This is a genomic window from Candidatus Brevundimonas phytovorans, from assembly GCA_029203145.1.
GTDB classification, from domain to species: domain Bacteria; phylum Pseudomonadota; class Alphaproteobacteria; order Caulobacterales; family Caulobacteraceae; genus Brevundimonas; species Brevundimonas phytovorans.
On the sequence record CP119309.1, the window covers coordinates 1,062,018 to 1,084,444 of the forward strand.

General features: G+C 66.9%; 15 protein-coding genes. 8 read left to right on the forward strand and 7 right to left on the reverse strand.

Going from position 1 to position 22,427, the window contains the following annotated elements:
• Nucleotides 1–4: 4 nt before the first annotated feature.
• The 4 genes from P0Y52_05060 to P0Y52_05075 are packed head-to-tail and all read right to left on the reverse strand — an operon-like array spanning nucleotide 5 to nucleotide 3,682.
• On the reverse strand, nucleotides 5–1,090 hold the full coding sequence (locus P0Y52_05060) for a nitronate monooxygenase (GenBank protein WEK58909.1): 1,086 nt from the start codon (nucleotides 1,088–1,090) through the stop codon (nucleotides 5–7).
• Nucleotides 1,087–1,986, reverse strand: coding sequence for an enoyl-CoA hydratase (locus P0Y52_05065; GenBank protein ID WEK58910.1), 900 nt, complete (start codon nucleotides 1,984–1,986; stop codon nucleotides 1,087–1,089). Before P0Y52_05065 ends, P0Y52_05060 begins: the two co-directional genes overlap by 4 nt.
• Before the next feature lie 2 nt (nucleotides 1,987–1,988).
• On the reverse strand, nucleotides 1,989–2,798 hold the full coding sequence (locus P0Y52_05070; GenBank protein WEK58911.1) for a hypothetical protein: 810 nt from the start codon (nucleotides 2,796–2,798) through the stop codon (nucleotides 1,989–1,991).
• Nucleotides 2,799–2,809: 11 nt separating this feature from the next.
• Nucleotides 2,810–3,682 carry a hypothetical protein gene (locus tag P0Y52_05075; GenBank protein ID WEK58912.1) on the reverse strand — a complete coding sequence of 291 codons (873 nt, stop codon included), beginning with the start codon at nucleotides 3,680–3,682 and terminating at the stop codon, nucleotides 2,810–2,812.
• 259 nt (nucleotides 3,683–3,941) lie between these two features.
• On the opposite strand from P0Y52_05075, the gene P0Y52_05080 reads away from it, so the two are divergent.
• The 7 genes from P0Y52_05080 to P0Y52_05110 all read left to right on the forward strand — a co-directional run bounded on the left by P0Y52_05080 (nucleotide 3,942) and on the right by P0Y52_05110 (nucleotide 13,633).
• Nucleotides 3,942–5,264 carry an MFS transporter gene (locus P0Y52_05080; protein ID WEK58913.1) on the forward strand — a complete coding sequence of 441 codons (1,323 nt, stop codon included), beginning with the start codon at nucleotides 3,942–3,944 and terminating at the stop codon, nucleotides 5,262–5,264.
• 130 nt (nucleotides 5,265–5,394) lie between these two features.
• Nucleotides 5,395–6,585 (forward strand): amidohydrolase family protein, encoded by a 1,191-nt coding sequence (locus P0Y52_05085; GenBank protein ID WEK58914.1) that lies wholly within the window; start codon nucleotides 5,395–5,397, stop codon nucleotides 6,583–6,585.
• 73 nt (nucleotides 6,586–6,658) lie between these two features.
• Complete coding sequence (locus tag P0Y52_05090; protein WEK58915.1) at nucleotides 6,659–7,495, forward strand: acetoacetate decarboxylase family protein; 837 nt, start codon at nucleotides 6,659–6,661, stop codon at nucleotides 7,493–7,495.
• Nucleotides 7,488–8,345 carry an SDR family NAD(P)-dependent oxidoreductase gene (locus tag P0Y52_05095; GenBank protein WEK58916.1) on the forward strand — a complete coding sequence of 286 codons (858 nt, stop codon included), beginning with the start codon at nucleotides 7,488–7,490 and terminating at the stop codon, nucleotides 8,343–8,345. Before P0Y52_05090 ends, P0Y52_05095 begins: the two co-directional genes overlap by 8 nt.
• Before the next feature lie 147 nt (nucleotides 8,346–8,492).
• The gene (locus P0Y52_05100) at nucleotides 8,493–10,850 is read left to right on the forward strand and encodes a TonB-dependent receptor (protein WEK58917.1); all 2,358 of its coding nucleotides are present in this window, start codon (nucleotides 8,493–8,495) and stop codon (nucleotides 10,848–10,850) included.
• Nucleotides 10,851–10,935: 85 nt separating this feature from the next.
• Nucleotides 10,936–12,174, forward strand: a complete 1,239-nt coding sequence (locus P0Y52_05105) for an FAD-dependent oxidoreductase (GenBank protein ID WEK58918.1) — start codon at nucleotides 10,936–10,938, stop codon at nucleotides 12,172–12,174.
• A 37-nt stretch (nucleotides 12,175–12,211) separates the two neighbouring features.
• Entirely contained in the window at nucleotides 12,212–13,633 is a 1,422-nt protein-coding gene (locus P0Y52_05110) for an aldehyde dehydrogenase family protein (GenBank protein WEK58919.1), read from the forward strand.
• 58 nt (nucleotides 13,634–13,691) lie between these two features.
• On the opposite strand, the gene P0Y52_05115 is transcribed toward P0Y52_05110, so the two are convergent.
• Together P0Y52_05115 and P0Y52_05120 are read right to left on the reverse strand one after the other, a co-directional pair.
• Nucleotides 13,692–14,849, reverse strand: coding sequence for a 12-oxophytodienoate reductase (locus tag P0Y52_05115; protein ID WEK58920.1), 1,158 nt, complete (start codon nucleotides 14,847–14,849; stop codon nucleotides 13,692–13,694).
• A 2-nt stretch (nucleotides 14,850–14,851) separates the two neighbouring features.
• Nucleotides 14,852–15,352 (reverse strand): nuclear transport factor 2 family protein, encoded by a 501-nt coding sequence (locus P0Y52_05120; GenBank protein WEK58921.1) that lies wholly within the window; start codon nucleotides 15,350–15,352, stop codon nucleotides 14,852–14,854.
• A gap of 146 nt (nucleotides 15,353–15,498) precedes the next feature.
• Between P0Y52_05120 and P0Y52_05125 the strand changes: the two genes are divergently transcribed.
• A complete protein-coding gene (locus tag P0Y52_05125; GenBank protein WEK58922.1) occupies nucleotides 15,499–16,596 on the forward strand; it encodes an NADP-dependent oxidoreductase in 1,098 nt (365 codons plus the stop codon).
• Between the two features lie 721 nt (nucleotides 16,597–17,317).
• Here the strand turns inward: P0Y52_05125 and P0Y52_05130 are convergent.
• Nucleotides 17,318–22,222: an Ig-like domain-containing protein gene (locus tag P0Y52_05130; GenBank protein ID WEK58923.1), complete on the reverse strand. Its 4,905-nt coding sequence runs from the start codon at nucleotides 22,220–22,222 to the stop codon at nucleotides 17,318–17,320.
• Between the last annotated feature and the right edge of the window lie 205 nt (nucleotides 22,223–22,427).

Below are 22,427 nucleotides of genomic sequence, written 5' to 3' on the forward strand. Positions count from 1 at the left end.
CCCGTCAGGCCGCTGTTGTCAGGTTGGGGGCGAGGGAACTGGTCACAGCCTCCAGCCGCGCGCGGGCCTGGGCGACGATCTGTTCGATCAGGTCGTGGCAGGTCGGCAGGTCGCCGAGACGTCCCGCCACCTGGCCGGTGGCCATCAGGCCGTCGTCCGGCTGGCCTTCGACCACGGCGCGCTGGATCAGCATGGGGGCGCTGGCGGCCATCATGGCCTGGGCCAGGGTCAGCCCGCCGTGGCTGGTCATGGCGCGGGCGGCGGCCAGAAGCTCAGGCACGGAGGCCCCGGTGGCGTTCTTCATCATCAGGGCGCTTTCCAGCGCGCGCAGCCACATGGAGACGGGACCGGCGCTCTCGATGCGCGCCAGACGCCGGTTGCGGATCATGCGCTGGGGCAGGCCGTCGACCTTGGTCGAAACCAGGATGTCGTCGGGACCGGCCTTGACGTAGTGGGCCTTGGTCACGCCCGGCACCGGGCTTTCGGCGGTCATCAGGAAGCGTGTGCCCATGGCGATTCCGGCGGCGCCATAGGCCAGGGCGGCGGCCAGGCCGCGTCCGTCGCTGAAACCGCCCGCCGCCACGACCGGCACCTTCACGGCGTCCAGAACCTGAGGCAGCAGGACGGTGGTGGCGACCGAGCCGGTATGACCGCCGCCTTCGCCGCCCTGGACCGTGATCATATCGCAGCCCAGTTCGACCATCTTGCGGGCGTGCTTCAGCGCGCCGACGGTGGGGATGCAGACGATACCGGCGTCGCGGAAGCGGGCGATGATCGCCTTGTCGGGACCGCGTCCAAAGCTGACGGCGCGGACCTGAGCGCGCTCGGCCAGGATGATCTCGACGATCTCGGCGGCGCCCGGCTGGAACATGTGGAAGTTCACGCCGAAGGGGTTGGTCGTCAGCGCCTTCAGTTGCGCGATGGCCTGACGCAGTTCGTCGGGCCGCATCACCGCGGCGCCGAGGAAGCCGAAGGCCCCCGCCTCGCTGGTCGCGGCGACCAGCTCAGGCGTGGCGATCCAGCCCATGGCCGTCTGGATGATGGGATAGCGGCAGCCGAGGCGGGCAGTCAGTTCGGTATTGAGGGTCATGCCTTGCCCTCGTCCGTGCGCTTGTTGCCGGCGGCCATGGCCTTGCCGTCCAGCCCGCCGAGGCTGTTGCCGCTGACCAGATCATTCTGGGCGTGGGCAAAGTGGTGCATGTGGAAGACGGCGTCCATCGCCGTGCGCTTGCCGCGCAGATCCTCGACGTGGTTCACCGCCTGCTTGGTCAGCGACAGGCCGAGGCGCGGCAGGACGGCGATCTTCTCGGCGATGGCGCGGGTCTGGTCCTCCAGCTGATCGCGGGCGACCACGCGGTTGACCATGCCCAGTTCATAGGCGCGGGCGGCGGGCATCCGCTCGCCCAGGAACAGGAACTCCTTGGCGATGCGGGGGTGCATCTCGAAGGCGTGGGCGAAGTATTCGACGCCGGGAATGCCCATACGCACGACCGGGTCCTGGAAGTAGGCGTCGTCGGAGGCGACGATCAGGTCGCAGACCCAGGCCAGCATCAGGCCTCCAGCGATGCAGGCCCCCTGAACCATGGCGATGGTCGGCTTGGGGATGTCGCGCCAGCGACGGCACATTCCCAGATAGACCTCGTGCTCGCGGGCGTAGAGCAGCTCTGCGCCCGGCTTGTTGACGTGGTCATAGGTCAGATGGCGACGATCAAAGCTCTTGTGCAGGTCGCGGCCCGGGGTGCCGATGTCGTGGCCGGCCGAGAAATGCTTGCCCGCCCCGCGCAGGACGATGACCTTGACCGCATCGTCATCGACGGCGCGGCGGAAGGCGTCGTCCAGCGCATAGGTCATCTGTGAGTTCTGGGCGTTATGGAACGCCGTGCGATCCATGGTGATCCAGGCGACCGGCCCCTCGACCGCATAGGCGACGGGCGTCTCGGTCTCGTAGGTGATCTCGACGTCTTTCGGGGGGACCAGGTCGCTCATGGTCAGGCCGCGTCCTGCAGGCGGCGGTCGCCGGCGGGGTCGCCCTTGAACAGGGTGGCGCGCAGGTTGTGCGGGTCCAGCCGGTTGCGGATGATCGACAGCTGCTCAGGCGTCGGCGCTGCGGTTTCAGGGATGGTCTCGGGCCGCGCCAGGGCGAAGCCGGTCTTGTCCTGAACCTCGTCGAAGGTGACGCCGGGGTGGAGGGATCGCACCCGCATCGCCTTGTTGGCGCCGCTGAAGTCCAGCACGGCCAGGTCGGTGATGACCATCCGCAGGTCGAGGCCGGCGGGCTTTTTCCCATCAGGCCAACGAGCTGGGTTGTAGCCGACGCCGCAGACGAAATCGACTTCACCCGCCACGAAGGACCGCGTGTTGTGGGTCGGCACGAAATAGCTGTTGGGGTGGCTGATCGAGTTGCCCGGATAGCCGCGCGCACCCAGCAGGGCGGCCTTGGGCTTGGCGTGGTCGCCGATGACCGAGATATTGGTCTGGCCAAAGCGGTCGATCTGGGTCGGCACGACCATGGCGTGACGCTTGCCGCCCCACAGATTGTCGAAGGTGCGGGAAAACGGCATCCAACCCTCGACCTTGGGCACATAGCCGTTGCGCGGGCCGACCGGGACGGGTTCCGAGACGAAGTGGTTCTCGCCGTCGGTCAGCATCAGGGCCGGGTTGACGGTCAGCTTCGCCAGACCGGCGGCCAGGCGCGGCATCAGGGTGATGCCGGTGGCCAGAACCTCGCCGTCGTTGCGCCAGGCGTCGGCGGCGGCGGCGATGCAAAGTTCGGCCAGGGTGTAGGATGTCTGGGTCATGTCGGCGGGCCTCAATAGATCGGCGCGGGCAGGGCGCGGACGTGGTCGGCGCCGCCGACCGCCGCGAGATAGGCGTCGGGCGTCGCGTCGATGAAACGAGCTCGATAGTCGGCCCAGTCCTCTGGCGAGGTGGCGCCGACGTAGGTCTTCAGGTGGGCCATATCGATCCCGTAGTCCGGCGAGGCGCCGGTCGGGTGGGCGCCCAGCGGGGCTTCGATGACCCCGGTGACGACGCTGCGCTCGAACGGGTGGAAGCGGGCGTTGGTGGGCAGATCCAGCCCCTCGGTCGTCACCACCTGTTCGGTCGAGACGAAGACCTGATCGGCGGCGCGGGCCATCAGGTCGTCGAAGAAGGGGTCGGGGCTGAAGATCAGGGTATTGCCCGCCTGATCTGCGCGGTGGACGTGCAGAATGGCGGCGTCCAGCTTGATCGCCGGCATGGCCAGCAAGGTCTGGCCGTCCTCATAGGGCGAGCGGATCGTCTTGATGCCCTGCGAGGGAATGTCCGTCGCCAGGCCGAAGTTGGCGGGCAGGAAGGGCAGGCGCATGGCCGCGGCCCGCAGGCCCCAGTGCAGCAGGCCTTCGTCCAGTTCCAGAATCTCAAGCGCGCCCGCCTGTCGTGCGGCGCGGAAATGCGGGTCCAAGGGGAAATGATCCAGAGAAACAAAGCCGAAGATCAGATTCTTCACCTTGCCCGACGCCACCAAGACCCCGACGTCGGGGCCGCCGTAGCCGACGATGGTCAGGTCCTTAAGGTCAGAACGCGCGATGGCGCGCACGAGGGCCATGGGCTTGCGGCGCGTGGCCCAACCCCCGATTCCGATGGTCATTCCGTCGCGCAGGCTGGCGACAAAGCCATCCAGATCCAGCCGTTTATCCAGCACGCCGTGACACTCCGTGAAGCAGGGAAGATTGGTTCCTGTCACGACGCTATGAGACCGGCCGGAGACGGTGAAGGGTCCCCAAAGGAACGGATTGTTTGCGTCCGAAGACAATGCGGACGGCCCCCCGAAATAGGGCTGCTGGCGAAACACTCTGGTCGTGTTTCGCGCCTTATCGCGGCGGTCGGCTTGGGCTCTATTTTCCCGATCGGCGGCCTGGTCCGCCCGCGACATTCATAAGGTCGCCGCGCGGGAGACCCGTTTGCTTCAGAGACTTCGCAACACCCCCGGCGCGCCCCTGACGGGGGAAACCACCCTGTCCAAAGGCGTGTTCGCCCTGATCTTCGTGGTGTCGATGGCCATGGCCGTGGGCAACCTGGGCCTGGTTTCAGTCATGCCCGCTATCGGACGCGCCATAGGCATTTCCGATCATCTTGTGGCGGCGATCTTCTCGCTGTCGGCCCTGCTGTGGGCCATCAGCGCGCCGTACTGGGCCAGGGTCTCGGACGTGCGGGGGCGCAAGCCGATGATGATGCTGGGGCTGGGCGGCTTTGTTTTCTCCATGCTGGGCTGCGCCCTGGTGGTCTGGGCCGGGCTGCAGGCCCTGCTGGCGCCGATGGCGGTCTTTCTGGCCTTCGCCGCGATCCGCGGGGTGTTCGGTCTGCTGGGCTCGGCGACCGCTTCGTCCAGCCAGGCCTATGTGGCCGAGCGCACGTCCGAGAAGGATCGGACGGCCGCCCTGTCGGCCCTGGCCGGCGCCCTGGGCATGGGAACCATCATTGGTCCGGCGGTGTCGCCGCTTCTGGTCTTCGGCTTCCTTGGTCTGGCTGGGCCCATGACCATCTTCGCCCTGATCGCGGCGGCGATTCTGATTGCGGTGGCGGTGATGATTCCGTCGGATCGTCCGCCCGTGTCGGTGCGCGAGGCGGGGCTGAAGGCGAACGCGGCGGGCGGCAAGCCAGCCCGCGCCAAGGCGGGAACCGGAGTCTGGCGCGACAAGAACATCGGACCCTATCTCTGGTACGGCCTGCTTTCGGCCTGCGCCCAGGCGATCAATGTCTATACCCTGGGTTTCGTCATCATGGACGAGATGGCCCTGCCGGCGGCGGAGGCTCAGGGCTATATCGGCATCGCCATGGCGGCGGGCGCGGCGGCTGGCCTGGCGGGTCAGTGGGTCCTGATCCCTGGGCTGAAGATGTCGCCGCGACAACTGTTGCGGGCTGGGGCGGTTCTGGCGCTGGCGGGCAATCTGATCACCGTTTTCGCCGGCGACATCTGGCTTCTGACGCTCGGCTATGTGGTGCTGACCCTGGGCTTCAGCTTCTGCCGGCCCGGCTTTACGGCGGGCTCTTCGCTGGCGGCTCGCCCTGATCAGCAAGGCCTCGTGGCGGGCATGGTCTCCAGCTTGTCGGGGGCGGCCATCGTCGTCACCCCTGTGATCGGGGTGCTGCTTTACGAGTTCGCACCTGCGGCGCCTTTCATCCTGAACTGCGTCGTCATGGCCGGACTGGCGCTCTACGCCTGGAAAAACCCCTCGCTGCGGCGCGGCGAGCCCGGCCTGGCGCGGACTTCGATTGTTTCCTGATGCGGATAAACCGTCTGCGTCCACGTGCTTGTTGTCGACGAGCGTCGGGTAATAATCGCTCCATCAAGATTTAAAAATCGGCTGACGAACAGACTAGTTCGTGATGGTCAAAGAAACGTGGGAGTGTTCCGTGGATCGGTATCTGGTAATTTCGTCCGATGGTCATGCCGGTTTGCCCCCGGAAAAGTATCGCGAGTATCTGGACCCGCAGTATCGAGCCGAGTTTGACGAGCGCATCGTCAAGGAAATCGCGGCCCGCGAACAGCACGAGAAGAACTTCCTCCTCGACGACTTCAACAACAAATGGCGCGCCGATGCCGGCGAAGGCATGGAGGGCGCCTGGGACTCGACGATCCGCAGCCGTATTCTGGATGAGGACGGCGTCGCCGCCGAGGTCCTCTATCCCGATGGCATCACCGAGCGGAACGCCCCGCCTTTCGGCGCCGACATCGGCCTGAGGCCAGTCCTGAAGGACGCGCACCTGCAATGGGCGGGCGCCCGCGCCCACAATCGCTGGATGGCCGAGTTCTGTCAGATGGACCCGGTGCGCCGCATCGGCCTGGCCATCATCCCGGCCCTCTACGACATGGAAGAGAACCTCAAGGAAATCCGTTGGGCCAAGGAGAATGGTCTGAAGGGCGTGGTCCTGCCGACCTTGATGGAGGGCTACGACTTCTACAACCATCCGAAATACCACCCGATGTGGGCCATGCTGCAAGAGTTCAACATGCCCGTGAATTTCCACTCGGGCGCGGCGCCGGCCTATGACACGGCCCAGCCTGGCTGGATCGGCATCTACCTTTCGGAGTACGCCTTCTTCCTGACCCGCCCGATGTCGGCCCTGATCTTCGGCGGCGTGTTCGAGCAGTTCCCGAACCTGAAAGTCACCTTCACCGAAGCGGGCGGCGAGTTCTGGTTCCCGTGGATGCTGGAGCTGATGGACGTCCGCGCCTCGGTCAAGCACACCAGCGGCAAGCTGGGCGATCACCGCTCCAACCTGTCGATGAAGCCGAGCGAATACTTCAAGCGCAACATCTGGGTCGGCTGCTCGGCCCTGCCGGACGAAGAGACCACCGAGTCCTACTACAACATCGGCATCGACCGGGTGCTGTGGGGCACTGACTATCCCCACCCCGAGGGCACCTGGCCCCACACCCTGCCCAAGATGATCGCCAGCCTGGGCGGGCTGCCCGAAGCCGACATCTCCAGGATGTTCGCGGGCAACGCCCTGGAAGTCTACGACCTGGATGAGAAGGCGCTGAACGCCATCGCGGCCCGCATCGGCCCGCAGAAGACCAACTTCATCAAGGCCGCCGCCTGATACCGACCGGGAGCGGTCGCGTTCGCGCCGCTCCCGTCCAAATCCTCATAAAAAACGACTGGGAGAGACGACGTTGGCCAAGCTTCGCTACGTTCAGGACGTGAATAAACTCAAGGCCGCGATGGAGGCTCGCGCTTCTGGCGGCGGGCTCAAGAACACCGTGCAGACCCTGCGCGCCTTCTATGAGACCGATCCCGAGATCGTGGCGGCCCTGCTGCCCAAGCCGCTGCAGCCGACGGCGACGCCGAAGATCCTGATCCAGTTCTCTTATGTTGAAATGCGTCCGACGCCCGACAATGTCGTCGTGTCGGCGGCCATGACGGTCGGCGTCGAGTCCACCTACAAGGGCAAGACCGGCTGGTACGTTCTGGCCATGCCCATGGGCGGCGAGTTCGTCGTCATCAGCGGCCGTGAGCGTTTCGGCGAGCCCAAGAAGATCGCCGACGTCAAGTTCACCAAGGACGGCGACCGCCTGCACGTCACCTGCACCCGCAACGGCATCGCCTTCGTCGAGCTGGAAGGTCAGATCGGCGAGAGCCTGGGCGGCAAGAAGTTCACTGAGAACCTGTTCTGCTACAAGGGCATGCCGGGCATCGACAACGGCTTCGGCTTCGACGGCGATGTCTTCCTGACCCAGCTGAACTGGGATCGTGACTGGGACATGCACCATGTCGTCAATGGCGGCAAAGTCACGCTGCGCGAGTCCGCCGCCGACCCGCTGGTCGATGTGCCGGTGCGCAAGCTGCTGAAGATGGAATACTCGGAAGGTCGCAGCATCACCGGCGGCGAAATCCTCGAGAAGGTGCCGGGCGAGTGGCTGCAGCCCTTCTGGTTCGGCCGCTACGACGACAACCCGACCGGCGGCATCGAGATCGCGCTCGCTTCGGAGGCGGCGCTTCAGGATGCGTGATCTGAAGGGGAAGGTCGCCGTCGTCACCGGCGGCGCCAGCGGCGTGGGCCGCGCTCTGGGTGAAGCCCTGATCGAACGCGGCGCCAAGGTGGTTCTCAGCGACATCAACGCCGAGGCGCTGGAAGCCACCGCCGCCGACCTGCGCGCCAAGGGCGGTGACGTCGTCGGCGTCGTCGCCGACGTGATGAAGCAGGATTCCATCGAGTCCCTGGCTGATCAGGCCTATGCCCGTCACGGCGCGGTCCACCTGCTGTTCAACAACGCCGGCGTCGGTCTGGGCGACTTCCGTGAGCCGATCTGGACCCTGGCGCTCAAGGACTGGGAGTGGGGCCACAACATCCACGTCATGGGCGTGGTCCACGGCATCCGGGCCTTCGTGCCCCGGATGCTGGCGGGGGGTGAAGACGGCTATGTCGTCAACACCACCTCCACCAACGGCGGGCTGGTGCCCTCGGCGCGAACTCCCGTATACGCCTCGACAAAGGCAGCGGTGACGAGCCTGACGGAGGTGCTCCATCATCAGCTCACGGCCCAGGACGCCAAGGTTAAGGCGGCGCTGCTGTTCCCCGGACCGCACCTGGTCAACACCAACCTGATGCGCTCGGCGCGACCGGCCGACTATGTCGATCCGGCCAGCCCGCAGCCCGCTGGCAAGTCGATGGCGGAACTGGCCCAGCAGAACGGCGGGGTCCCGGTCACGGAGCCGGAGGAAGTGGCCGCCTTCGCCCTGGACGGGGTCGCGGCGGGTCGCTTCTGGCTCCTGCCGGAAAGCGAGCGGTCGGACGGCAACATCCGCCGCCGCACCGACAGCATACTGGCCCGCAGCGCCCCCATCGGGCTCGGAGGCTAAGGCCGCAGAAGACTGGAACACGGCGAGGAGGAGGGGGCTCGTCTCTGCCGTAGATCCACAGTGACGTTATGTAAAAACAAAATAAAAACAGCCAATTAGATCAGAAAATGGTCATAGGCTATTAGGGAGGGTTACATGACACGACGCATGACTCGCACCGCGACCATTCTGCTGGCCGGCACGGCTCTGGCCGGCGCCTGGCCCGCCATGGCCATGGCTCAGGACGCCGCGCCGCCCGAACAGGCGACCAGCCTTTCTGACGTGGTGGTCACGGCTCAACGCCGCGAAGAACGCTTGATCGACGTGCCGCTTTCGGTCTCGACCCTGGGGGGCGAGGCTCTGCAACGCGCCGGGGTGGCCGACATTTCCGCCATCGGCGGCTATGTGCCGAACATCCAGATCAACCAGACGGTCGGCGGCGCCTTCGGGCCGCTGATCTCGATGCGCGGCCTGGCGCCCTCTGCCGACACCAGCCTGGGCCGCGACCAGCCCGTCGGCATGTACATAGACGGCGTGCCGATCGCCAAGTCGACGGGCGCCGCCTTCGACACGGTGGACCTGGAACGCATCGAAGTGCTGCGCGGCCCGCAAGGGACGCTGTACGGCAAGAACACCATCGGCGGCGCCGTCAACCTGGTGACACGCCAACCGACCGGCGTCTTCGGCGGCAAGTTCATGCTGGGCGTCGGCAGCGCCGACCTGTTCGAGCAGCGGCTGTCGCTGGATCTGCCGCGCATCGGCGAGATCGGCCAGGGCATCGGCGCCTTTGACGTCAAGGTCGCCTATTCGGGCCGCACGCGCGACGGCTTCTTCGACAACACCCATCCCAACGCCCGTTTCTCCACCTTCGGCGAGCAGAACCAGCAAGCTGGTCGCGTCGATGTGGTCTGGCGTCCGACTGAGGATATCAAGGTCGCCTACGGCTACGACGACACCTCCAGCCGCAGCTCGCCGGCAATGCTGGCGATCAGCGCACCGGGCGCCATCGGGCCGGGCGGCGCCTATGCCTCCCTCTATCCCTATATCCAGAACGCCATCTACACCTCGCGCCCGGACGGCATCGCCAACGACTACGCCAACCGCAGCGACTTCTTCGTCAAGGGTCACTCGCTGACGGCCGAGTACAACGCCGACGCCGTGCCCTTCTTCGGCGACGTCACGATCAAGTCGATTTCGGCCTACCGGAACATGAAATCGCGCAGCCAGACCGATTTTGACGGGACGGGCGTGGACCTGATGCACTTCACGCTCAACAACAACTACGAGCAGTGGTCGCAGGAACTGCAGCTGATCGGCGCGAACGGCCCGGTGAAGTACACCTTCGGTCTGTTCGGCTTCAAGGAAGAGTACGGCGTCTTCAACCCGCGCTGGAACTTCCAGTTCGGCGGCAACAAGTACGACCTTCAGGAGCGCTCCGCCGACAACACCTCTATCGCCGCCTATGGTCAGATGACCTGGACGCCGACCGCCTTCGACGAGCGGCTCAGCCTGACCCTGGGCGGGCGGATCAACAAGGACGAGAAGTCGGCGACCTCGCTGAGCCAGTCCTATAGCGCCTATCTGGCCAATCCGGCGGCGCCGGGTTCGGGCGTGTTCCAGCGCGACGCTGCCGGCAACCCGATCACGCGCAGCGGTGGCCCGGCTCTCGGCGCGCTTCCCGGTCCGGGCAATATCGGTCCGTCCGACCTGATCCCGCTAACGGCGACGGGTTCGTGGTCGGAGTTCACGCCCGAGTTCAATGCGTCGTGGAAGCTGGCCGAAGACTGGAACGTCTATGGTCGTGTGGCGACGGGCTTCAAGAGCGGCGGCAACAACGACGTCGCCGCCACCAACGCCAGCTTCATGACGCCCTATGAGCCCGAGAAGCTGACGGCCTATGAGATCGGCACCAAGGGTCAGTGGTTCGACCGTCGCCTGAACCTGTCGGCGGCGGTCTATTACAGCGATTACCGCGACTTCCAGGTCGGGGTCTTCGTGCCGGCCCTGATCACGACGACCATCATCAACGCCGGCAAGGCCCATATGTCGGGCGTCGAGCTGGAAGGCACGGTGCGGCCCGTCGACAACCTGCGGATCAACTTCGGCTACGGCTACACCAAGGCCGAGTATGACGAGTTCATCCTGCCCTCGGGCCAGGACGTGACCAACACCTACGTCTTCCCGCTGATCCCCAAGCACAATTACACCCTGGGGGTCGACTATCGCTGGCCGGGCGTGGCGGGCGGCGAGGTCGTGGCCAGCCTGAACTACAGCTGGCGCAGCGAGCAGGCGGGCGGGATCACCAACGACCCGCTGTCCTACCGCAAGGCCTACGGCCTTCTGGACGGTCGCCTTTCGCTCGCCGACATCAACATCGGCGACGGACGCACGGCTGAAATCTCGCTGTGGGGCAAGAACCTGCTGGATGAGGAATACTGGGTATCGGGCATCAACCTGACCCTGTTCACCATCCGCCAGTGGGGCGATCCGCGCAGCCTGGGTCTGCAGGCCAGCGTGAAGTTCTAGGCCGACATCTCGGCAGGAGATCGGCGGCCTCAGCCTCGCCGGTCTCCTGATCGGGACTTTTGTTTTCCGGGTAGAGCCAGGGTTCATGAGCGACAGCGCGCGCATCGTCATCGTCGGAGCCGGACATGCGGGCGGAACCGCCGCCGCCCTGTTGCGCCAGTACGGCCACGTCGGCGCAGTCTCCCTGATCGGCGCCGAGCCCGTGGCCCCCTATCAACGACCGCCGCTGTCCAAGGCCTGGCTGAAAGGCGAGGCTGATGAAGACGCCCTGCGTCTCAAGGCCCCCGAATGGTATGGCGACAACCAGGTCGATCTGCGCCTGGCGCAGACGGTCGAGACCATTGACCGAGCCGGACAGACGGTTCGGCTGAGCGATGGCGAAACATTGGCCTACGATCACCTGATCCTGGCGACGGGCGCACGGGCGCGCTGGCTGGATATCGACGGCGTTGAGCTGGACGGCGTCATGGCTTTGCGCACAGCCGCTGACGCCGAGGCGCTGAAGGCGGCGCTTGCGCCAGTGCGCCATCGCGTAAAGCGGCTGGTGGTGATCGGCGGCGGCTATGTCGGCCTGGAGGCGGCGGCCTCGGCCCGTGCGCTCGGCGCCGAGTTGGTCATCGTGGAGCGCGAAAGTCGCATCCTGGCCCGCGTCGCCTGTCCGATTCTGTCACGCTTCTTCCAAGCCTATCACCGCGAACGCGGGGTTCATTTCATTCTCGATGCCACGGTTGAGCGCCTGAGCGGCGAGGACGGGCGGGTGAAGGCCGTCCATCTCGGCGACGGCTCCGTGCTGGATTGCGACGCGGTTCTGGTCGGGGTCGGCGCCCAGCCCAACGACGAGCTGGCGCGGGCGGCGGGCTTGGAGTGCCAGGACGGAGTCCTGGTCGACCTGGCGGCGCGAACCAGCGACCCGGCGATCTTCGCCATCGGCGATGTGACCCGACGACCCCTGCCGCTTTATGATACGGTCATGCGGCTAGAGAGCGTGCCGAATGCGCTGGAGCAGGCGCGTCAGGCCGCCGCCGCCATCGTGGGACGGCCCGCTCCGGAACCCGAGACGCCGTGGTTCTGGTCGGACCAGTATGACCTCAAGCTGCAGATCGCGGGCGTGCCGATCAGCTGCGACGACATGGTCGTGCGCGGCGTCCCTGACGCCCCGGGCTTCGCCCTGTTCCACATGGCGGGCGACCTGATACAGGCCGTCGAAGCTGTCAACGCGCCCGCCGAGTTTCTGGTCGGACGCCAGTTGATCGGCCGCCGCACGCCCGTTTGTCGCGCAAGGCTGGCCGACCGTGCGACGGCGATGAAGGCGGTCGCGCTGTGATTATATCTTGCCCAATTCCCTCGTCCCTGGAGGCGTCATGACCGACCATCTGAAATTCTACATTGACGGCGCCTGGGTCGATCCCGTTGCGGCCCGCACCCTGGATGTCATCAACCCGGCGACCGAGCAGGCCGTGGCCCGCATCAGCCTGGGCGGGGCGGAAGACGTGGATCGCGCGGTCAAGGCGGCTCAGCGCGCCTTCATCAGCTTCAGCCGAACCTCGCGGCAGGAACGGATCGACCTGCTGGAAGCCATCCTGGCCGAGTACGTCCGTCGTCAGGACGAGATGGCCCTGGCCATCACGACCGAGATGGGCGCCCCCGCCGCACTGGCGCGTAATGCTCAGGCCTATATGGGCGCGGCCCATCTGAGCACGGCCATCGCCGTGCTCAAGGACTATGAGTTCGAGGAGGCGCGGGGTTCGACCCTGATCAGCCGCGAGCCCATCGGTGTCTGCGCCTTCATCACCCCGTGGAACTGGCCGTCGAACCAGATCGGCTGCAAGGTCGCCCCGGCCCTGGCCGTGGGCTGCACCATGGTGCTGAAGCCGTCAGAGGTCGCGCCCCTGTCGGGCCTTCTCTGGGCCGAAATCATGGACGCGGCGGGCGTTCCGGCGGGCGTGTTCAACCTGATCAACGGCGACGGGCCGGGTGTCGGCGCGGCCCTGTCCGGCCACCCTGGCGTGGACATGGTCAGCTTCACCGGCTCGACCCGCGCGGGCGTCGAGGTGGCCCGAAACGCCGCCCCCACCATCAAGCGCGTACATCAGGAGTTGGGCGGCAAGTCCGCCAACATCATTCTGGACGACGCCGACATTCCGGCCGCCGTGGCGGCGGGCGTGGCCCGCATCATGAACAACAGCGGCCAGTCCTGTAACGCCCCCACACGGATGCTGGTCCCTCGCGCGCGGATGGACGAGGTCAAGGCCGCCGCCAAGGCCGCCGCCGAGGGTCTGACCGTCGGCGATCCGACCGGCGACGTCACCCTGGGTCCGGTGGTGTCGGACGTGCAGTGGAACAAGATCCAGACCCTGATCGCCAAGGGCATCGATGAGGGCGCGACCCTGGTCGCCGGCGGCGTCGGGCGTCCAGACGGCCTGACCGCCGGCTATTTCGTCAAACCGACCGTCTTCGCCGACGTGGCACCTGACGCCACCATCGCCCGCGAGGAAATCTTCGGTCCGGTCCTCTCGATCATTCCCTATGACACCGAGGAAGAGGCGGTCGAGATCGCCAACGACACCGTCTATGGCCTGGCCGCCTATGTGCAGTCCGGCGACATTGCTCATGCCCGCGACATCGCCCGCCAGTTGCGCGCGGGTCAGGTGATCATCAACAACGCGGGACCTGACCTGATGGCGCCCTTCGGCGGCTTCAAGCAGTCGGGCAATGGCCGTGAATGGGGCGATCACGCCTTCGCCGAGTTCCTGGAGGTCAAGGCCACGCTCGGCCACGCCTGACGCGCGGCCAGACGGAGACAGACGGCGTCGCCCCTCGGGACGGCGCCGTTCTCTTTTGTCAGGCCAGACGACGCAGGTTGGCCCGGTCAAAGGGCAGGGCGGACTGGCCGGTTCTGACGCGCTGCGGCCACTGCGGGTCGTTCAGGATGGCCCGGCCGACGCCGGCAAGATCGAACTCGCCGCGCGCGATCCGCTCGCGCACCGCGTCCAGATTGTCGAGAGGCGTGGTTTCGCTGCTGCCGCTCAGGGTTTCACCCAGACCATTGCCCAGACCGATCCCGCCGATGGCGACTGTGGGCTTGCCCGTTAGCCGACGCGCCCAGCCCGCCAGCGACAGGGGTGAGCCGTCAAAGGCCGCACGGTCGAAATGCCGCCCGCTGGCGTCGAACAGATCGACGCCGCTCTGGGCCAGGGGCTTCAGCAGGGCGCCCAGGTCCTCTGGCGTATGGCCGAGGCGGGCACCGTAGTCCTGCTGCTTGTGCTGCGAGAAGCGGAACATGATCGGGGCGTTGCCGATCTCGGCCCGCACCGCCGCCACGATCTCGGCGCCGAAGGCTGCGCGGCGGGCCGCGTCGCCGCCATAGCGGTCGGTCCTCAGGTTGGTGTCGGCCCACAGGAAGCTGTCGATCAGATAGCCGTGCCCGGCATGCAGGGCGATCCCGTCAAAGCCGACCTCCATGGCGTTGCGCGCTGCGCTGGCGAAAGCCGCGATCACGGCCTTGATTTCGGCTGTGGTCATGGGCTCGGTCGGCGCCCGCATCGCATCGACATAGTCGTCGCCATAGGAGGTGTGGCCGGGCCTGCCCCAGTGCCCAGAGGGCCGGGCGCCAATCAGGTCGGGACGCAGCGACCGCGACGGATCGCGCAGCGGTCCCTGATGCCAAAGTTGCGGGAAGATGCGCCCGCCCGCCGCGTGGACCTCCGCGACCACGCGCCGCCAGCCGTCCAGGGCGGCCTTGCCGTGCATGTGGGGAATAGCCGGGTCGTCAACGGCGGAGGGATGATCCACGCCCACACCCTCAGTGACGATCAGCCCGGCGCCGCCCTCGGCCCGACGGCGGTAATAGGCGGCCACGTCCTCGCCCGGCACGCCGCCCGGCGAGAAGTAGCGGGTCATCGGCGACATGACGATGCGGTTAGCCAGAGTCAGGTTGCGGATCGTCAGCGGCGTGAACAGAACGTCTGTCTGGACCGGGGCGTCGACCTTCATGTCCATGGTCAGGCCGCCTGGTCGATGGTGCGCAGCACGGCGCGGGCCTCGTCGGAGCCGTTCAGCAGACGGTTCGTGCGGCGCAGCACCTTCCAGCCTTCCTCGGTGCGACCCAGCGTCCAGTGGTTGACCGATACTCGCCACACCGTGAAGGCGCCGTCCACGTGCTTATAGACGCGAGAATAGTTGACCGCCGTGGCGCGGTCGCCATCGACCGCTACATGCGGCACGCTGGGAATATGGGCCGCGCCATCGCGCACCAGGGCGCGGTGCACGTCGTTGTCGAGCAGACCCGCGATCCCTTCCGGCCCCTGACCCGCCCAGCCCTCGGCCAGTTCATAGACCCCGTCCTCGGCCCACAACGCCCCGACCTTCAGCCCGCGCTCATAGGTGTCGGCGGTGTCGGCCTGGGGCCCATAGCGGGCGATGAGCTGACAGACGGCGACATGGTCCTGCAACGCCTGAAGCTGGGCTTCCAGCCGGGCGAGGCGGGCTTCGGTATCGGACATGACGTATCCCTTGTTTGTTCGCAGCATCCGACATTCCGCGCCGATGATTAGCCGGTTCCCCGGAAACGCTCTGTTCCGGCGGGGCGTCTGGCTGTGGCGGATCGGCCCCCGGATAGTGTTCCCCATCACACAGCCGGAGCCGCGCCATGTCCGTCGCCGACCGCGTCAATCGCCAATGGGTGCTCGCGCGCCGTCCCCAAGGCCAGGTGCGCCTGGAAGACTTCGCGCGCCGTGACGCCTCCGTGCCGGTCGCTGATCTGGCCGCCGGTGAAGTCCTTGTGCGCATGGTGTTGTTCGGCTTCGATCCGGCCCAGCGCGGCTGGATGGACGACAGGCTCAGCTATATGCCGCCCATAGCCATCGGCGAGCCGGTGCGCGGCAGCGCGGCGGCGCGCGTGGTCGCCTCGACCAATCCTGCCTACCCCGAGGGCGCCCTGGTGCGGGGCCTGTTCAGTTGGCAGGACTACGCCGTCGTGGCGCGGGCGGGCGAGGCGGCGCCGGTGCTGATCCCGGAGGGCGTGACGCCGGAGGAGGCTCTGGGCGTTCTGGGCGGCGCCAGCCTGACCGCCTGGGTCGGCCTGAAGACGGTCGGTCGGCTCGGCGCGGACGACACGGTCCTGATCTCGGGCGCGGCGGGCGCGGTCGGGTCGCTGGCGGTGCAGATTGCGCATCTGAACGGCGCGCGAGTCATCGGCATCGCCGGCGGGACGGAGAAATGCCGCTGGCTGGTCGAGGACTACGGCGCCGACGCCGCTATCGACTATCGGCATGAGGATGTCGCCGCGCGGCTGGCGGCCCTTGCGCCCGACGGGATCGACCTCTTCTTCGATAATGTCGGCGGTGAAACCCTCGAGGCCGGGATCGCCCACATCGCGCGCTTCGGCCGGATCGTCCTGTGCGGCGCCATCGCTGGCTATAACGACGCGACGCCCGCACCCGGTCCCCGCAACCTGATGCGGATGATCGCCCAGCGCGCCGAGATGCGCGGTTTCATCTTGTTGGATCATCTGGCTGAGGTTCCCGTCGCCATGGCCGAGTTGGAGGGCTGGCTGCGCGCCGGCCAGATCCAGTATCGTACCGACATCCAGCAGGGGTTCGACGCCATCCCCGCAACCTTCCTGCGTCTGTTCAGCAGCGCCAGTCAGGGCAAGCAGCTGCTGCGGATCGAGGATGCGGATGTCAAGTCTGGTCTGCCCCCGGCTCCTGCAGCTAAGGTTATGCAGGAATATCCATCGCGCAGTTGATGTCGTGCCCGCCGCTATGATTTCACGGATAAGATCGGCTCAGCGGTGACGAAGGATCGCCAGCTTCAGTCTCGCAAGGGGGGGCGATAGAAGGCGACATCACTCGAATTTTTTCGCTGCCAGTTTCGCCATTGTTTTCAATAGCCACTACTGGCTGACGGCACCGTCGCCGGTGTATTATCTTAAGTCAACGAAAGGTGCTTACAAAACAGCGCCTTGTGAGGTGCCGAGCAATCGAGTGGGAGTGAGGGAAGGGCGCGCGATCCTGCAGGTCTGCGGTAGCAGATCTAAGGATGCTGCAGGGGCACGGTTTGCTTGGGGCCCATGCTGAAGGTCAGCTTCTGGCTCTCATTCGACCGGTGTCAGGACGCGCAGCACAGTGTGACGGCTGTCGGGGACTAGAGCCCGGTCATACGGCTCAAGCGTCGGATGCTCGTCTGACCGGGCGATTGTCTGGGCGCCGTATATTTGCGGCTCGCCTTTCATGCTGGAGATACCGCTCCCAAGACGCCGCGGCGATCCAGCCGGCTTCATCGGAGCCGCGCCCCCCTGCCGCCACCGCCAGACTGTGCACCATGAGATAGTCGTTGGTTTCGGCGCCGTTCGATGAAGAGTCCCATCGGGCGGGACAGGCGCCCCACTTCATCCGGACTGGCCAGCCAGGCCGGTGAGCCGGGTCAGACAGGCAAGGGGCGGTCTGCGAGGACCGCCCCTTTCTGTTCTAGAACAGCTTCATCAGTCGCAACCTCAGACCGTGGCTGGACAGGTCCGAGCCCAACTGTCCCTGATAGTCGACGCCGTAACTCCAGCCCGACACCGCCCGCCACTGCACACCGGCCCCCAGGCTCACGCTGTCGCGAGCCCAGCGCTCCAGACCGACCAGATAGTCGGGGCTGGCCAGCCAGTCGGCGTAGGAGACGGCTTGGTCGTCCGCGCCCTCGAACTCGTGACGCCATTCGACGCGCAGGCTGGGCGTCAGCACGCCCGAGCGACGTTGCAGGGTCCAGTCGAAGCTGGTCCCCAGAGCCGTGGCCAGGGTGTCGACCGTCATCGCGTCATAAGTCAGGGCGAAGACGTCCGCCCCCGTTTCGGAATAGCCGTCCAGCTCGACCTTGCCGAACTGCAGGCGGGCGTAAGGCGCCCAGGCCAGACCCGCGCTGCGGCGCTCCAGAGCGACCGAGGCCGAACCGAACAGCACCGAGCCCGAGCGCTCGCCGAAGGCGAAGTCGTCGGCGTCCGACGACCAGCGTCGGCTGTCGAACTCCAGCGCGCCGTAGCCCAGCACGCCATCGACGACCAGATCGCCGGTGGCGCGCCAGCTGCCGTAGAGGGCGCCGACATAGCTGTCGCCCTCGGACAGGGTTCCGTTGTCGCCGACCTTGGTGCGGTCATGGCCATAACCGACGCCGACGCCGGCGATCAGACGATCCGAGATCGCCATGTCCACGCCCGCGCTGACGCCTGAGGTGCTGAAGCGATAGTCGCGCTGACCCTGGGCGTCGCGACGCCCCCAGTCGATGGCGCCCGCCGTCCAGACGCCGACCTTGCCCGGCGAAGCAGAGGCTACGGGCGCATTGGCTGCGGGCGTCTCATCCCCATCCACCGCGCGCGCGCGGACCGCCGCGAGAGTGTTGAAACCGTCATCGCGGTCGCCGGGCGACTGGCCGAGTTGCTGACGCAGGGCTTCACGGGGATCCTGGTTCAGGCCGCCGTCGCCAAGGTTCATGCGCATCTGGTTGCTGAGGCCCGTAACGCCCCCGCGACGCACCTGTTCAAGACGGCGATGGAAGTTGTCGGCCTGCGAACGGGCGAAACGGCGGGCCGTATCCGCCTGGGCCGAGACCAGCCCACGCACATCCGGGTCCAGCGAGGGATCGGGACGCGCCTCGACCGTGATCGCCAGCACGCCCGTCGCCGCGCCGCCTGCGTTGGACAGGCTGTAGGTCACATTGGCCAGGCCGGTGAAATCGCCGGCGGGGGTGAAGGTCAGGGCATAGGTGCGGTTCCCCGCAACGCCGCCCTCGGTCAGGGTCGCGGTCCCGGCGTCGTCCGAAACGCTGACCACCGTGGCGGCCACGAAGGGTCCGCCCGTCGCCGTGTCCGTCAACGACACCGTCACTGGACGCCCGGCCAGGGTGGTGGCGATCAAAGGCGTCAGGGTGGGAGTGGTCGCAGCCGCTTCGATCTCGATGGTCCCCGGCAGGGAGGCGCCGAAGGGCAGGATGACGGTGTATTCCATCGAGACCGGGCCAGCCGCCGGAGCGACTGAGGCCGATCGCATAGCCATGCGGCGCGACGCCGACCCCGCGCTGGCCGCTGGGGTGTAGATGATCCTCAAGCCATCGACCTGAGCCGTGCCGGAGTTCGGCTGGCGGGTGATCGCCAGGCCTTGGAAGGGGCCGCCCGTCAGGCTGGCGGTCGGCTCGAACGTTAGGGTCGCACCGTCCAGCGTCGTCCCTTGCAGGTCCGGCGCCGCGCCCAGCACGCGGAAGGTCATGGTGGCGGGAGCGGACTCGCCCGCCGGTCCCACAGCCACCACGGCGATGGTGTCTTCGCCCATGAAACCGGGCGCTGGCGTATAGGCCACGCTCCAGCCCGACGCCCCGGCGCCGGGCGGCTGGATGACGACCTGACCGTGCGCGGGCTGATCCTCCACGCGATAACTCGTCACCGTGCCCGAGGACGCGGGCGGCAAGTCGACCGTGGCTGCCCCGCCCGGCGTCGGCTGAACGACGACCGGCGCAGGTGGATCGATTTCCGGCGCCGTCGGCGCCGCCACCGTCAGGCTGACCGTGGCCGCAGCCGAGGTCCCGCCAGGGCCTGTCGCCGTATAGGTGAAGCTGTCCGCGCCGAAATAGCCGGCGTTCGGCCTGTAGGTGACGATGTCGCCCGAAATGGTAGCCGTGCCGTGCGCAGGCGCCGTGCCGATGGTGATGCTGGCGTGAACGCCCGTGATCGACGCCGACAGGTCAATGGCCTGTCCCGCGCTGTCATAGGCCACCGCGACGCCGGTGACGTTAGCCGCCACCGGCGCGCCCGGCGCCGCCACCGTCAGGCTGACGGTCGCCGCAGTCGAGGTCCCGCCAGGACCCGTGGCCGTATAGGTGAAGCTGTCCGCGCCGAAATAGCCGGCGTTCGGCCTGTAGGTGACGACATCGCCCGAAATGCTGGTCGTACCGTGCGCAGGCGCCGTCCCGATGGCGATGCTGGTGTGAACGCCCGTGATCGACGCCGACAGGTCAATGGCCTGGCCCGCGCTGTCATAGGCCACCGCGACACCGTTGGCGTTAGCCGCCACCGGCGCGCCCGGCGCCGCCACCGTCAGGCTGACCGTGGCCGCAGCCGAGGTCCCGCCAGGGCCTGTCGCCGTATAGGTGAAGCTGTCCGCGCCGAAATAGCCGGCGTTGGGCCTGTAGGTGACGACGTCGCCCGAAATGCTGGCTGTGCCGTGCGCAGGCGCCGTGCCGATGGCGATGCTGGCGTGAACGCCCGTGATCGACGTCGAGAGGTCAATGGCCTGGCCCGCGCTGTCATAGGCCACCGCGACACCGTTGGCGTTAGCCGCTACCGGCGCGCCCGGCGCCGCCACCGTCAGGCTGACCGTGGCCGCAGCCGAGGTCCCGCCAGGGCCTGTCGCCGTATAGGTGAAGCTGTCCGGGCCGAAATAGCCGGCGTTGGGCCTGTAGGTGACGATGTCGCCCGAAATGGTAGCCGTGCCGTGCGCAGGCGCCGTGCCGATGGTGATGCTGGCGTGAACGCCCGTGATCGACGCCGACAGGTCAATGGCCTGTCCCGCGCTGTCATAGGCCACCGCGACGCCGGTGACGTTAGCCGCCACCGGCGCGCCCGGCGCCGCCACCGTCAGGCTGACGGTCGCCGCAGCCGAGGTCCCGCCAGGGCCTGTCGCCGTATAGGTGAAGCTGTCCGCGCCGAAATAGCCGGCGTTCGGCCTGTAGGTGACGACATCGCCCGAAATGCTGGTCGTACCGTGGCCCGGCGCCGTGCCGATGGCGATGCTGGCGTGAACGCCCGTGATCGACGCCGACAGGTCAATGGCCTGGCCCGCGCTGTCATAGGCCACCGCGACGCCGGTGACATTAGCCGCCACCGGCGCGCCCGGCGCCGCCACCGTCAGGCTGACCGTGGCCGCAGTCGAGGTCCCGCCAGGACCCGTGGCCGTATAGGTGAAGGTGTCCGGGCCGAAATAGCCGATGGTCGGCGTGTAGATGACCGACGAGCCCGACCATTCAACCTCACCATGTGTCGGCGCGCTAACTATCGTTATGCTGGTGTGAACGCCGGTGATCTGGTTCGCCAAGGCGATCACAACGTTGGGGACGCCATAGGGTATCGACACGCTCAGGTTCGATGAGACCGGAGGCGAAGCCGTCACGAAAGAAACCGGAAGCGACAGCGACGAGACGTTGCCGGCCGCGTCAGCGGCCGAGGCCTGAACAGTGTGCGGACCGTCCACGAGGTCTCCGCTGATGATCATCCAGTTGCCGGAGCCGTCGCTTATCACCGTGCCGGCCAGGGCGCCGTCGACGAAGACGCGCATCATGGAACCGATCTCCGCCGTGCCCTGGAACGTCGGCCTCCGGTTCGCCCCCGGAGTCAGGGGGGTCACTACAGGCGGCGCCGGGACGATGGTGTCGATCGTCCAAGCGTAGGTGGTTACGTCGCTCTCGACGCCAGAGATGACGGACTTCACCCTGAATGTATGCGCGCCGTCGTTGAGGGCGGTGAAGGTCAAGGGATTGGTCGCAGGCTGGAAAGCCGCCCCATCTAGCGAAGAGAGGGCGCTCGCCCCGGCCGACAGGTCGAACGCAAAGGTCGCCGAGGTTGCGTTCGTGATCAGCGGCGGCGCGCTGGTGAATGTCGGCGCCGCGGGCCGCTGGACATAGGTATAGGTCGAGGCTCCGCTCGCGCTGCTGCTGCCCAAGGCCGTGGTCACCGTGACCGGGGCCGCGCCCCCGCCGGGATTGGCCGGCGCGATTGCAGTGATCCGGGTTGCGCTGTTCACCGTAAACGAGACCGCGTTCATGGAGCCGAACATGACGGCGGTCGCGCCGGTGAAGTCTGTACCGGTGATGACGACGCTGTCGCCGCCGTCCGCCGAGCCGGTGCTGGGCGACAGGCTGGTGATGGTCGGTGCGGCTGCTGCCGCCGTGCAGGTCACGGTCGCGCGAAGCGTAGCGTCGCCTGAGCCGCTCCAGCCATAGACGATGAAGCCGACGTTGTCGTCAGTCAGGACATACCGGCCGTTCAGCGAAAGTTCCGCGCCTTGTGACCCGTATTCTTCGATCAGGATGTCGTCAGGCCAGGCGGTACCTTCGTTCTTGTAAAGGGCGAAGCCGCCCCCGCTGGGAATATGCGTATTGGTGCTGCCTGTCGTCGATGCAACGTAGACGACCTCGTCGCCTGCCTTCATCGGCGGCAGGGGCCAGGGCTCGTACAGTTCGAGGCCGTTGTTCAAGGTCACGCCTCCGCCCCAGATCGCATTGATCGCGTCACACCCTGGCGACGCCGCGGCGGCTCCGGCGAAACCCAGAACAGCCAGGCCGAAGCCTGCGGAAACGGCAATGCGCTTCGCCCGACCGGCGACGGTCGTCACGACATTGAACATCAGATCATCCCCGGCGCCCCCAAAGCGCCCACTCGGTTCACAGAGCCCTTGCCCCGGAACCTCGGTCGCCAGTCGCACACTTCAAATCGGATGTCAGGACAGAGGGGTAGTAAACGTTGAGTTTACTTTTTCACCGGGGCTAGCGCGACACGGTGCGGCAGTGGTCAGCGAAGCCGCCGACGGCCCGAACGAAAGCGATAGCGTC